Origin of the sequence: Bacteroides sp. MSK.20.82 (assembly GCF_019052485.1) — a bacterium.
GTDB lineage: Bacteria > Bacteroidota > Bacteroidia > Bacteroidales > Bacteroidaceae > Bacteroides > Bacteroides thetaiotaomicron.
The window spans coordinates 20643-35686 of record NZ_JAHQUN010000008.1 but is presented as its reverse complement, the minus strand read 5'-3'; the positions used below and the strand labels follow the sequence as shown (position 1 = coordinate 35686).

Annotated in this window: 8 protein-coding genes and 1 pseudogene; 8 read left to right on the top strand and 1 reads right to left on the bottom strand. The window is 39.6% G+C overall.

The genetic code is table 11. The features are described from left to right. Positions 1–176 precede the first annotated feature (176 nt). The 8 genes from KTR07_RS09895 to KTR07_RS09860 all read left to right on the top strand — a co-directional run bounded on the left by KTR07_RS09895 (position 177) and on the right by KTR07_RS09860 (position 14102). Positions 177–3509 (top strand): TonB-dependent receptor, encoded by a 3333-nt coding sequence (locus KTR07_RS09895; protein ID WP_113748391.1) that lies wholly within the window; start codon positions 177–179, stop codon positions 3507–3509. Positions 3510–3522: 13 nt separating this feature from the next. Next, positions 3523–5118, top strand: coding sequence for a RagB/SusD family nutrient uptake outer membrane protein (locus KTR07_RS09890; protein WP_074858860.1), 1596 nt, complete (start codon positions 3523–3525; stop codon positions 5116–5118). Positions 5119–5141: 23 nt separating this feature from the next. Continuing rightward, a complete protein-coding gene (locus tag KTR07_RS09885; protein WP_061473162.1) occupies positions 5142–6125 on the top strand; it encodes a glycoside hydrolase family 18 in 984 nt (327 codons plus the stop codon). An 18-nt stretch (positions 6126–6143) separates the two neighbouring features. After that, on the top strand, positions 6144–7466 hold the full coding sequence (locus KTR07_RS09880) for a DUF1735 and LamG domain-containing protein (protein WP_072066276.1): 1323 nt from the start codon (positions 6144–6146) through the stop codon (positions 7464–7466). Between the two features lie 27 nt (positions 7467–7493). Then, positions 7494–9020: a BT_3987 domain-containing protein gene (locus KTR07_RS09875; protein ID WP_061473164.1), complete on the top strand. Its 1527-nt coding sequence runs from the start codon at positions 7494–7496 to the stop codon at positions 9018–9020. A 196-nt stretch (positions 9021–9216) separates the two neighbouring features. After that, entirely contained in the window at positions 9217–10137 is a 921-nt protein-coding gene (locus tag KTR07_RS09870; protein ID WP_055300176.1) for a glycosyl hydrolase family 18 protein, read from the top strand. 1430 nt (positions 10138–11567) lie between these two features. Further along, positions 11568–13268, top strand: a complete 1701-nt coding sequence (locus KTR07_RS09865; RefSeq protein WP_055229499.1) for a response regulator — start codon at positions 11568–11570, stop codon at positions 13266–13268. A 177-nt stretch (positions 13269–13445) separates the two neighbouring features. After that, positions 13446–14102 (top strand): DUF4840 domain-containing protein, encoded by a 657-nt coding sequence (locus tag KTR07_RS09860; protein WP_181981966.1) that lies wholly within the window; start codon positions 13446–13448, stop codon positions 14100–14102. A 200-nt stretch (positions 14103–14302) separates the two neighbouring features. Here KTR07_RS09860 and KTR07_RS09855 read toward each other — a convergent pair. Then, a pseudogene (locus KTR07_RS09855) lies at positions 14303–15013 on the bottom strand (extracellular solute-binding protein); the annotation flags it as partial. Positions 15014–15044 lie beyond the last annotated feature (31 nt).

Genomic DNA, 15044 nt, shown 5'->3' with positions numbered 1-15044 from the left:
ACAGTAAAAAAAACAACAATATAATAACCTTTTTAACCACTAAAGACTCATGCAAAAAAGTATCCGGAACGGAGCCCTAACTCTATCCCGGATATGAAATCAAGATTCTCAATATTAGAGTTTTACTCTATTCAATTACCGTGAAATAATTTAGTTAATAACCTAATACTAAGAAAATGCTACAAATTTATGAATTTATAGTAGATCAAACCGCAAAGGGAAGAAGTTTTTTACTTTTTTTCTGTTTGTTGATGATGCAAACACCCTCCTTTGCACAAAATAGTGCCAAAATCACGATTCAGAAGAAAAATATATCTGTTATCGAGGCACTTAAGGAAATAGAAAAACAATCCGATTATTCTGTCGGATACAATGATTCGCAACTGAAAAACAAGCCTGTTTTAAATCTTGACCTAAAAGCAGCGACACTTGAATATGCCCTTTCGCAAATCCTTCGGGGAAGTGGATTTACTTATCAGTTCAAAGATAAGTATATCATGATTATTCCCGACAAGAAACTTAAAGAAACTCCTACAAAAAAAGTAAGTGGAATAGTAATCGATGAAAATAATGAGCCACTGATCGGAGTGAATATTAAAGTAGAAGGAAGCTCTGAAGGTGCAATCACCGACATTGATGGTAATTTCAATATAATGGCTCCTCAAGGTAGCACATTAAGCTTCACTTACGTGGGATATACACCTCAAACTGTAAAAATAACAGATAAGAATATCTATGAAATAAGATTGGCAAGTGATACTAAACAGCTGAACGAAGTAGTAGTCACAGCTCTAGGTATCAAACGCGAACAAAAAGCGTTAAGTTACAATGTACAACAAGTCAAGAGCGATCAATTGACTACAATCAAAGACGCCAACTTCGTCAACAGCTTGAGTGGCAAGGTAGCGGGTGTCATTATCAATAGCAGTTCTTCCGGTGTCGGCGGTGCCAGCAAAGTAGTGATGCGCGGTACAAAATCCATCGAAAAGAGTAATAATGCACTTTATGTAATCGACGGTATACCTATGTATAACTTCGGAGGTGGTGGCAGCACAGAATTTGGTTCAAAAGGAGAGACGGAAAGTATTGCCGACCTCAATCCGGATGACATCGAAAGTCTGTCCGTTCTTACGGGAGCAGCCGCAGCCGCCCTTTATGGTAGCAATGCTGCAAATGGAGCTATTATTGTCACTACAAAAAAAGGGAAAATAGGGAAATTACAGGCCAGTGTTTCTACCGGCATCGACTGGTTGAAACCATTCGTAATGCCTAAGTTTCAAAACCGTTACGGGACAGGAAGTAACGGTAAATCTGACGGTTCCACCGTATGGAGCTGGGGACCGAAAATGGGAAACAGTCCTGGCTACGCCCCCAACGACTTTCTAAAAACAGGAGCTGTTTACAACAATTCAGTCACTTTATCCACCGGTACGGAAAAGAACCAGACTTTCTTCTCTGCCGCTGCGCTGAACTCCGACGGAATGATTCCCAACAATAGGTATAACAGATATAATTTTACTTTCCGCAACACTACAAGTTTCCTCAATGACAAGATGAAGCTAGACGTAGGAGCCAGCTACATCCTGCAAAACGACCGTAATATGACTAATCAGGGACAGTATTCCAATCCTTTAGTTCCTGCTTACCTTTACCCGCGTGGTGATAATTTCTCTACAGTCAAGGTCTTTGAACGCTACAACGAAGCTCGCAAAATCAACGAACAGTTCTGGCCATCGGGCGAAGGTGACCTCCGCATGCAGAATCCTTATTGGATAGCCTATCGTAATCTACGTGAAAACAGTAAAAAACGTTATATGCTCTCTGCAGGATTAACTTACGACGTACTCGACTGGCTAAGTTTATCAGGACGCATCCGCATAGATAATTCAAACAACACGTATGAGCAAAAATACTATGCAAGTACCATCACTACACTTACCGAAGGTAGCGAACAAGGATACTACGGCATAGAAAAGAGTGGAAACAGCCAGACGTACGCTGACTTTCTTGTAAATATTAACAAGAGAGTGGGCGACTTCACTATCGTAGCCAATATTGGTACATCATTAAGCGACAACAGCTATGATATGCTAGGCTACAACGGTCCGATACAGGAAAAAGGAATACCTAATGTATTCAACGTATTCGACCTTGATAACACAAAGAAACGCGCCACACAAGAAGGATGGGAAGAAATGACCCAATCCATATTTGCAAGTGCGGAAGTGGGATGGAAGAGTATGCTCTATCTTACTTTAACAGGACGTAACGACTGGGCTTCACAATTACTGGGTTCGTCACAAACCTCTTTCTTCTATCCCTCCGTCGGACTTTCCGGCGTGATCAGCGAAATGTTCAAGCTCCCCGAATGGATTGATTATTTGAAAGTACGCGGATCATTCAGTTCCGTAGGTATGCCCTACCCCCGATTCCTGACTATCCCAACTTATAAATATGATACCACGATATTAGGATGGCTACCCAAAACACATTATCCTATCGGTAAGCTTTATCCAGAACGTACGGATTCATGGGAAGTCGGCTTAGACGCAACTTTCTTCAAAGACCTTCGCCTAAGTGCTTCATTCTACTATGCCAATACTTATAACCAAACCTTCGACCCCAAAATATCCGCTTCCTTCGGATACTCCAAATTCTACGTACAGACAGGTTATGTACGTAATATGGGTATGGAAGGAATGTTAAGTTATGGACACCGCTGGAATGAATTTGGCTGGAATAGCAACTTTACTTTCTCATGGAATAAAAACAAGATCATAGAACTGGTAAAAGATTTTCACCATCCCGAAACTGGTAAAATCCTCAATATACCCGAACTTGAGATGAACGGTCTGGGCTATTCACGTTTCATCTTGAAAGAAGGCGGAACTTTGGGCGACCTCTACTCTAAAGCCGACCTTGTACGTAATGACAAAGGTTATATTGAGATGGACGCCAATGGTGCTTTGGCCAAAGATGCCAACGTAGAACCGATCAAATTGGGAAGCGTGTTACCTAAAGCCAACTTTGCTTTCAGTAATGAGTTCACATACAAAGGTGTTTCTGCCGGCTTCCTGCTTTCCTGCCGGTTGGGAGGTATCGTTTATTCTGCTACGCAAGCAGCTCTCGACCAATACGGAGTATCTGAAGCCAGTGCAAAAGCCCGCGACGCAGGCGGTGTAGTTATCAACGGACGCACTATGATCAATGCCCAGCAATGGTACGAAACAATTGGCAGTTCCAGCGGACTCCCGCAATACTATACTTACAGCGCAACTAATATTCGCCTGCAAGAAGCACATATCGGATATACTATTCCCCGCCGTTGGTTGAAAAACATATGTGATATCAACGTGTCTTTGGTAGGGCGTAATCTCTGGATGATTTATTGCAAAGCACCTTTCGATCCCGAATCAGTCGCTACTACCAGCAACTATTATCAAGGGATAGATTACTTCATGATGCCGAGCACCCGCAACATCGGGTTTAATGTTAAGTTTAACTTCTAAAACCATGAAATTTATGAAAAACCTGCGATATATGCTGATAGCAGTATATTCAGCCTTCCTGCTTCTGCCTTTGGGAAGTTGCATGGATACGGACATGAACCGTAATAAATACGAAGTGGACAGCGAAGAAATCGGCCGTGAAAACTACGACCTCGGCTCCACTATCAGAGGCCTGCAAGGCTTAGTAATACCTGCACAAGAGCATCTTTACCAATTCATGGAAGCCATGTGTGGTGGTTCTTATGCAGGATATTTCGGTGAAACACGTACCGGATGGCTGGAGAAATACTCTACCTATAATCCTAAAACCGACTGGTTGAAGGCACCATTTACAGATGTTATATCAGAAACATATCCTAAATATTATGCCGTTTTACAACATGAAGATGCCCCTGTAGCCCTTGCATTAGCCAAACTGCTACGAGTAACTATCATGCAACGCGTGACGGACATTTACGGCCCTATCCCCTATAGCAAAGTGTTAGTATCCGGAGAAGGTTCTGAAAGCGATGGACTGAATGCGGCTTACGATTCACAGAAAGATGTCTACATGCGTATGTTTCAAGAACTTGAAGAAGCCGATCAGGCACTTGAAGACAACATGACAGAAGGCAATAGCGGATTTGAAAAGCTGGATGATGTCTACTACGGAAAACTGCAGCAATGGCGACTTTTTCTCCATTCACTACAACTACGCATGGCTATGCGCCTATGCTACACCGATATGGCTACCGAAGCTCAAAGCATTGCCGAGAAAGCCGTAGCGGCAGGAGTGATCGAAAAGAACGACGACAATGCCTTATTCCATGTAGCAGAAAATCGCTCAGCACTCTGCTTCAACGATTGGAAAGACTATCGTATAGGAGCCGATATCATCTGTTACATGAATGGTTATGCAGACCCACGTCGGGATAAATATTTTACCAAGGTGAAGAATAACGATCAGGAAGGTTATTACGGCATGCGTATCGGCATTAATTCACCATTTTCTGATGACGACATGATAACATCGTACTCTAATCGTTTGATGACCGCCAGCGATCCATATGTATGGATGACTGCCTCCGAAGTAGCATTCCTGCGAGCTGAAGGAGCATTACGCAAATGGAATATGGGCGGTGAAGCCAAAGATTTCTACGAAACGGGTGTTAAGCTTTCTTTCGAAGAACATGGAGCCAGCGGAGCAGAAGACTACCTGAATTCAATAGCTTCTCCAAGTGGCTATACTGACCCGCTAGGTTCGTATAGCACAGGTAGCCCCGCCAACATTACAGTAAAATGGAATGAAATGGGAGAACAGGCATTCGAAGAGAATCTGGAACGTATCATTACCCAAAAGTGGATTGCACTTTTCCCCAACGGCATTGAATCATGGAGTGAACACAGGCGTACCGGATATCCCAAATTATTGCCTGTTGTCGTGAACAAAGGCCGCAATGTCAGTACCGAAGCCGGCATGCGCCGACTCATGTATCCCAACGAAGAATACACCCAGAATTCTTTCCACCTTAACAATGCCATTAATGTATTGATAAAGGAAAGTAGTAATAATCAAGGAGGAGATACCGGTGGCACTCATGTGTGGTGGGATCGTAAAGCAAACAAGTAAAAATCTTTAAAAACTAAGATAATATGAAAAATAAAAACCTTATATTCAGTTTCCTTACTGTCGTTACTCTCACGATTGGTGCAGGCTGTCTGTGGACATCGTGTGACGATTGGACCGAAACGGAACAGGTGGATTACGGAGTAACTACCCCCGATGGTCAGAACCCTGAACTATATGCCCGCTACACACAAGCTGTTCGCAACTATAAAAGTCGCAAACACTATGCCGTATGTGTACGCTTCGACAATGGACATAGCGGAGACGGAGAAAAAGACTTTCTTCGTTCGATGCCGGATAGCATTGATGCCGTCATTCTGGAAAATGCGGTAACACTTAATTCAGCCGATCTGGAAGACATTCCTGTATTGCAGACTAATTTTGCAACAAAGGTTCTTTTTAGTTTCAATCTGAGCAGTATCAAAGAGAACGCAGAAAGTTCGGGACAAGAAATCAAAACACTTCTGGCTCCCGCTTTAGAGCAAATGGTATCCGCCATTAACGACAATGGGCTTGACGGAGCCTCAATCTCCTACACCGGTGACATCGGACTTGGTAATAACGCAACAGTCAATGCAAGTATAGCCGAGATGCGTCAGTTACTGCTTGACAAGATTACACCGTTAGCAAAAAATGGAAAAATCTTTTTTCTGGAAAGTAATCCACTTTTTATTCCCGAAGCGAACCGGGATGTATTCACCCGCTACGTACTCAATACTACGTCCTCTAAAAATGCCAGCCAGTTACATCTTCTGATTAATGAAGCTATCTATTATGCAGGTATTCCCTCGGACAAGCTGCTCATTACCGGCGATCCGGAGCTAATGACTACGGACAATAATGACGGGCTTGTCTCACAAGTGCCTTTCTTCGCCATACAGGTAATAGATTGCGGGCCTATCGGCGGCTTAATGATACAGAATGTCGCTGCAGACTATTCGCACGCTAACATCACTTATAAGGAGACACGTGGTGCCATACAGACTTTAAACCCTTCACCTTTAAAATAAACACAGGAGGAATCTAAGATGAAAAAGCAAAAAATACGATTCGCAATTTTCATGTTGTTACTTGCTGTCACTGCTTGCGACAATGCCGATTATAGTAAAAGCGCCCCCTTCGACAACGGTGTCTATTTAAGTGTAGCCGAAAGCAAAACATCGGAGACTATGACATTCAACAAAACGATTATTCAGCGCGAAAAGAGCTTCACAGCCCGGCTGGCATATCCTGCCGGTACTGATGTTACAGTCAACGTAACAGTTGACCCTTCACAAGTAGAAGCCTACAACTCACGAAACAATACCAGCTATGATATATTGCCGACCAAACATTACCGATTGGAGAGCAACGAAATGACAATACGCGCAGGCAAAATCAATTCTGCTCCGTTACATATTTATTTCGAAAACCTGACAGAATTGGAGATTGATAAAGCATATCTCTGCCCAGTGTCTCTTAACTCCGCACAAGGTGTAGGCCTATTGGATGGCTCAACCACCTACTGGTATATAGTGAAACGCTCCAGCGCCATCACTACCGCTGTTGACTTACGCTATTGCTACGTCGAAGTTCCCGGATTCTATGTACCCAAATGGGGAACAGAGCCTGCCGGCAATGCTGCTCATCTGAACAATTTGAAGGCTGTCACCTTTGAAATAATCACCCGTATATCCAATTTCGACGAAGCCAATACAGACATTTCCAGTCTGATGGGCATCGAGCAATATTTCTGTTTCCGAGCAGGCGATGCAGGCTTCCCACGCCAACAGTTGCAGATACAGACTCCGGCAGGAAAGTTCCCCGAAGCCAACAAAGCCAAATTACTGAAAGAAAATGAATGGTACCATCTCGCACTAACGTACGACATTGCCACCAAAACAATTATTTTCTACGTCAATGGAAAAGAACAAAGTCGAAGCACTAACTATGGCAACAGCGAGTTCTCTGAAATAAAACTTGCCAACCGCAAACAGGAAAGTTTTCCCGGTGCAAGCGACGGTGACTGGCTTTTCTACATAGGACGTTCTTATAATGACCGCTGGCTTATCGACCGACAACTTAACGGTAATGTCTGTGAGGCACGTATCTGGGATGTAGCACGTACACAAGAGGAAATCTGGAAAAACATGTACGACATTGAAGATCCGGAAAATGAAGCACACCTCGCTGCTTACTGGAAATTCAATGAAGGAAGCGGCAATGATATCAAGGATTACTCCAAATATCATAACGATGCACACATTGTTCGTTATTGGAAAGATTTCAATAGTAAAGAAGAATATGACGTAAAAAATGAGGAACTATGGCCAAGCGGCATAGAAGTTCCGCAAGTGAATAGGGAAGATTAGAAATGAGAAACTTATAAAAATCAAAATATGAAACAAATATTGAAACATATACTGATTCTGGCATTTGCGGCAGGTTTTATTGGGACTGCCTGCGAAAATAACGATCTTACTATCGATGCCGGTACATTCCCCGAAACCGGAGGTATAGGTCTTTCTATGGGTATATTACAAAGCGATAATTATGCGATGGAAAACCCGCAGATAAACATGGACCATGCCAGTTTGAGCGATCAATTTCACATCAGCTTAACAGAACCGGCTTCACAGACAGGAAATTACACCGTAAAAGTAGACGAATCCAAAGTACTGGACTTCAATTCGAAGCACGGAACGAGTTACCCTCTGTATCCTACAGAATACGTAGATTTAGGTAACAGTGGAAAAATGACAATAGAGAAAGGAGAACAGCAGTCAAACTCTGTCTCTATTGCCTTCAAATATGATGAAGCCATAGAAGATTCTGTTATTTATGTACTCCCTCTGACAGTGGAAGAGAACAATAGTTCCCCGGCCATGTCTAGTGAACGCAAAACATTATATTATATAATTAATGTATGGGGAATGGCTCCTGCCGAATATAACGCTATAAAGAAAAACTTCATTCAGATAGCAGGGGTAGATCCCGAATTCACCAATCCTCTACTGCTCAACAAACTCTATTTTGAGTCTATGTCTCTTTCATCACCAGAAGTAGATTACTACAATCCATTCGATATAATCAACCTACAGTTCGCTACCGTCAAGGCAGACGATAATCTGTTGCCATCCTTATATCTAAAAGATGATCTGGCATACGTACTAAAGAAACGTGAAAAGTACATCGTTCCATTGCAACAGTTAGACCACAAAGTTTGCCTTGCCATTAAGGGAGCGGGAGAAGGAATTGGTTTTTCCAATCTGGGGGAAAAAGAAATGATGATATTTGTAGAAAGAATAAAACAAGTGATTGATATATATCATTTAGATGGAGTCAATCTATATGATGCTAATTTTTCCTATGAAGAAAGTAATGAAAACATTAATTACTCAAACAATCTATGCAAATTCGTAGCATCTTTACGAGATAAGCTAGGAAACAAGATCATAACCTATACACAAACTTCTGAATCTCCGGAAGGGATCACTAATGACGCTAATTTGAAATTAGGAGAACTTTTAGATTATGCTTGGTGTGATCAATTGAACACAATTATTGATCCTTGGAGTACTCCTGAAAAATGGACACGTCCTATTGCAGGATTAAACAAAGAAAAATGGGGAGCTTTAAATACTGATATACATATGTCAAGTGAGCAAGCAAATATTTTAGATCAAGTGATAGAAATGTTTACTCAACCCTCACTAATGATAACCGCTGGAATAAATCATGTATTTGTAGTAAATAGAGTAGACTATGTTAGTGCAGGAACGGAATCTTATGCACCGACTTATATGGCTTATGGTGCTATCTGTAACTTATGTGATATGGAAAAAGAATATTTTGTAACAGGTATTAACTCTCCAAATAATCAATACCTCAACATTCATGATCTTCTCATGCCTAAAGATTATTAAGATATAACATTCATATTTATAAAGCATCTGTGAATATGGACAAACTGAGAAAGGAGATGCAGAATATTTACGCATAAAAATCAGACTATGAAGGAGGAACTTCCACCAAACACGTATCCTATCAATGCCAAAGACATGTCTTCCGCATTGATTATAAGAAAAGAAAAATCATTAAATCAATTTTAAAATTTACATTATGAAAAACTTGTATAAAATTTTAGCGTCATCTATCGCTATATTTGCATTTTGCGCATGCTCACAAGAAGAAATGCCAGTAAACCAATCAGATAATAATCAATCTGAAGTAGTCACCCGTTCGGCCACAGGTATTAAAAACATCGTTTATATTGAAGTAAATGATATCAATCCTCTTAATGCAGGGTCATATATTATGGATGATGCTCCATTTTTCGATTATGTAATTCTGTTCGCTGCCAACATAAGAGGTGTAGGCTCAGACGCTACTTTATATAACAATCCAAATGTACAGTACATTTTGGACCACAAAGACACTCTGATTAAGCCTCTTCAAGACAAAGGTATCAAAGTTTTACTCGGTCTATTAGGTGACCATACAGGACTCGGATTCGCAAACATGAATTCAGCTCAGACTGAACAGTTTGCTACCGCCGTTGCCAATGCTGTTAGTCAATATGGATTAGATGGTGTAGACTTTGACGACGAATGGGCTGAATACGGTAGAAATGGTTATCCATCTGGAAGTACAGGTTCTTTCTCTAATTTGATTACTGCGCTCCATAACAAAATGCCAGGTAAGACGATTACTGTATTCAATTATGGCTACACAAGTGAGCTTACAGGAGTTAATAGCTATATTGATTATGGCATTTACGCATTCTTCAACTATCCATCATGGGGTACAGATTTTGGTATGCCGAACAGTAAATGGGCACCATTAACCATCAACCTTAACAGTACCCCATCTGCTAGTAGTGCCCAACTTTATGCAACACAAGTTGCAAATAAAGGTTTTGGTGCTATTGGTTACTATGACCTTAGAGCCAACAACATTGTAAGCGTATTGAATGGTGTTGCAAAAGGAGCTTTCAAGTCTACTTGTACTTATGACGGTAATTCTTATCCAAAGAATTATTAATCAAAGGCTTTAAAGCATCACACTTGATGAAGTATTAAAATACACTTCTCCCTCTTTTGTTGAAAGAGGGAGAAGTAGTTTAAAGTGAGAGAGTAATGTATTTCTTCACATGTTCCTTTTTAATGAAGGAAACATGTGAAGAATTACTCATACAACATTTATTAGATAATATATCCTTCGGGAGCTACTCACTCTTCTAACGCTCATATAATTAACTGGAGGGAAAGTTACGGGCAAGAAAAGAAGAGAAGTAGCAACCGAGGATAATCAGATGAATGCTGTGACATTTTTGTATCTAATCTAATTATTATAAGGGGAAAAGCAAAAATGTCACAGCATTACTAATCAACACTTTAAGCCCACAAAACAGTTCTTTTTTCTACAAGTTTACAAAAATCATCTATATACTTTTCACTTTTTCATAGGAGAAAACTGCACTTTTTTTCATTCCCCCTATCCAATCATAAAGAAACAATAAAGTTACAGTGGAGTAATCAGACAGGCAGACTTGTGCAACAAGTCTGCTACAGTTATGCATCCCTGTAGCTATACAAGTGCAACAGAATAAAACATAAGCAACAAACAGCTAATAGCTGGCGAGAATTTATTAATTCATATGGTAGAATGCTTCAAACCAACCTGATAAATATAGGAAAAGATATATAGCATTATACCAATTTATTAAGCATACTCCATAGAACCATACTATAAATCTACGTATCAATCTCCCAAATCAGGAATAAAAACAAAGAATTCCATGACTGTTTTGATCTAATTATGATTTTATTAAACATAAATTAATAATAAGCAGAACCTTAAATAAGCAAGCATTATTATTTTCTACGAACAATAAATATAACATTGTATTAAAAATATACAAGTTTTCAATACATTTTATCGCAAACATCATACAAAAAGTAACAAGTCTCTATTTTTAATCAGATATTATATCAATTTTTTATAACTATGGCGTATATTTACCTCATAAGAACAAGCAATATTATATTATAAAAAAATACGTATATATTATCCAAAAACCCAAAAATGAGAGAATCTGAATTGGTACTAAATGGAAGTTATTCCAAAAGTACCCAACCAAAAGCACGGGCACCTCCTGAGCAGCCCGCATTACTTACAATATATTTAACATTTATGTTTAATAAAAAATAATCAAATTAATTATTGTTACTTGGAGGAGATTTGCCCTATTCCTTTCAAAAGGGTTCAAACATTAGAATTAAAACTCTACATATATACTACGCATTCCCGATATCAGCCTTCAAAGAACAAATAATTTTGAGATCATGTTATTTGAACTTATTGATATACAATCATGAGACCATAATACTGTGCATTTTTCCTTGCTTCAAACCCGAACAAGAGGAATAGATCAATTTCACCAAGTGACGTTACTAAAAAAACAGATTAATATGAAATATTTAATTATAACGTCATTATACACTTCTATTATCGCAGTTACAACCACCCAAAGTGAATTATTTCCAATTTTATTTTCAACAGCAGGAATACTTTTATTGTATTGGTTCTTGTCTCATTCTTTTGCCATGCGGAAAGAAATTGCTTTCTTAAAAGAAGAAAATCAGTACTTCATGGATTCCTTCCGAAACATTCGCACCCCGATCACATTGCTTCATACGCCTTTGAAGTCAACCTATAGTAATAACTGTCCAGACAATATCAAAAAAGAGCTGTCACTGGCTATCCGCAACATAGATTGCCTTAATGATCATTTAACCAGATTAATGGACCTGAAGCAAATAGCCGCTCATTCCCAAAAAATGAATATTACGGAACATGAATTAGGAAATTTCCTTAAAAATAAAATATCTTCTCTGAAAGATCACGCAGCAAACAGACATATTAAATTAGAAATCCAAACAGAATTCAAATATGCAAGCGTGTGGATAGATCAAAGTAAAATATCTCCCGTAATAGAGAAATTCATAAAGAATATAATAGATCATACAGAATATTCAAAAAAAGTTATTATACACGCATCTTTATGCAACAAATATTGGATAATAAAAGTGAGTTATACTGGAAATGAAAACCTAATGAAATGCTATAAATGCTCCGGCAAACATCTTATTAAACAAAAAACAGAATCTAAATATTACTTTGCAAAAAGTGCTTTATGCAAAAAACTGACAGAAATATGCAATGGAGAAATATTAATCAATAATTCATGTCATACGATCACATTACGTTTTCCTGTAAAACCCTCTTATGAAAATGTATCCGAACGCAGTTTGGTTCATATAGAGAAGAATATAGAAGAAGAAAAGATCGATGCCTTATTCCATAAAAGTTCGCAGAAAAGAAATTCATCCAGACCTGTCGTGATTATGGTCGACAGTAACGAAGAATTCAGATCCTATCTGGAGACCTGTTTGTCAGAGGAATACATAGTCAGAGGTTTTGAAAACGGAGCGGACGCATTGGGATATATCAAAGATGAACATCCGGATCTGGTAATATGCGATACAGTGCTCAACGGAATGGGCGGTGATGAACTTTCTTCAAGGCTGAAGACGTCTAAAGAAACATCTATTATACCAGTCATCCTTTACGGATCGCATATAGATGCCGACCAACGCAGTAAAAGGGAAGCGTCATTAGCAGACACATTCATGCATACTCCTTTTCATGTGGAGGATTTAAAGATAGAGATTGCTGTTCTTATCAGGAACAGCCGCCTTCTTAGAAAAGCATTCCTGCACAAAGTATTCGGAGAACATTTTCTGCAAGTACAACCAACCGAAATGATCAAGGAAGCTACTGAAGGAAGCAAAAGCCTATTGATCAATGAAGTAAAAGAGTATATTCTTGAACGCATAGAGAAAGAGGATTTGACTATCGATGCGATTGCCTCACATTTGAAAATGAGCAGAACGAAATTCTACAATAAGTGGAAGTCAGTGACCGGCGAGGCCCCGACCGTCTTTATTGAAGCGGTTCGAATGGAAAAGGCACACGAGTTGTTAGAAAGCGGGAAATACCCTGTCGGAACCATACCGGAAATGATCGGATTGAAGGATGTAAAAAACTTCCGCAACAGGTATAAAGAATACTTCGGAATTACACCTAAAGAATCGATCAAGAAAAAATAGTCGGAATAAAACGGACAACTAAAAGCATGTCCGAATGTACTCCAGCACGGTCTTCACGGAGAAAGTGACTGGAGTACTTTTTTATTTCCATGATGCAGTATTTCGTTATTTCCGGTATTTACTCTATGTACGTACACCTTAATTTTGAGAATTAATAACCTAATTTGTTTAACAAGTATGAAAACTTTAACTAAAATGAAAAAAGTATGTTGCTTAAGTCGTTTTGTTTTATTGGCAATGGCATTGGGTATGACCAGTATCTTTACCTCTTGTAGTAGTGATGATGATGAAAATATTCCGGTATATTCTCTCAAAGATGTAGAAGGCACCTATTCCGGCAAAATGCAGACAACCTCTATCGCTCCTTTGGAAAATGCAGAGAATGAAGCTGAAGACGGAGTCACCGTAAATGCCGAATTAAAAGATAATCATATATTAATCAGCAAATTCCCGGTAGAGGATCTGATCAAAAGCATTATCGAAGATCCGGACGCAGCCGAAGCCATCATCAAAGCGGTAGGAGATGTAGAATACAAAATCCCTTATCAAGCAGCTTTCAACGACAATAAAGACAATATCTTACTTCAAATGTCACCTGAACCCTTGGTATTGGAAATTGCAATGGAACTACAACCCATAAGAAAAACTGAAGGGGAAGAAGAAACTCCTAAACTCACCGTAAAAGTGACAATCAAGGCTGACGAAAAAGGCAGTTATGCTTATGAAGGTCAGAAACTGAAGTTTGCTATTCAGGCAACAGAAGTTACAGTAAATGAAGAACGGTTTGATAAATTTCCGGCAACTACCTTTACTTTTGATATGACCAAGAAATAAGGTGACTGTTTAATTATTTACAGAATAAAATGTAAAAGAGAGTGTGTCTGCGAAAGAAGACGCACTCTTTTTTTTATAGACGAAAGGCATCATCCGTTCTATGAAAAGAGTAGGATAAAAAACGGTGGATGACAAACGATGCCCGGTTTTAACCGTATCATTCGTTTATCATCCACCGCTTATTACCGGGTGTTTTTAACTTACCGCTTCACATTCTTTTTTCTCTTTCTTCTGCTTCTGCGATTTTGTTGTTTCCGACGGCTGTAGCGTTGCCATCTCTTATAAATCATCCATCCGCTCATCAAAGCTACGACAACAAAAATCAGAATAGTAATACCTACCCCCAGATTGTCACCTTTGATGCGTGACCAGATATCCAGTACCTCTTTGGTTTTATCTCCGAAGTCACGAATCATAGCGCAGCGTTCCACTACCTTACGGTCGGGATATTGAATCTTGTCAATCTGTATGCTGTCGGCATCCGGACCGAAGAAATAACTTAAATCCGCATAATAATCCAGAGTCGTATCCACTTTCTCTTCCAGAATCTCCGGTGTAGCGATAGAACTCACATATCCACAGAAATCCATATTACGCAACGCAATGTCCGGACGGCACATAAAGTTGATAAAGTAGCTGGCAGCCACCGGATTCTTCGCATATTTAGGAATCACCCAGCCATCATACCAGATATTACTTCCTTCTTTCGGAACCACGTAGTCAAGGTCCACTCCTACCGCATTCGCCTCTTCAATCGCCCATATCGCATCGCCACTCCAGGTCATATTCAGCCATGCTTTATTCTTCGTCATCATCTCCTTACCGAAGTCCGCTTCCCAACCGGCAATATTCGGTTTCATGGCTTTCAGATACTTTTCAGCTATCTCCATAGCACGTGGTGAGTAATCATTCCTTTTCATTTTATTTACGTAGCAGTACATG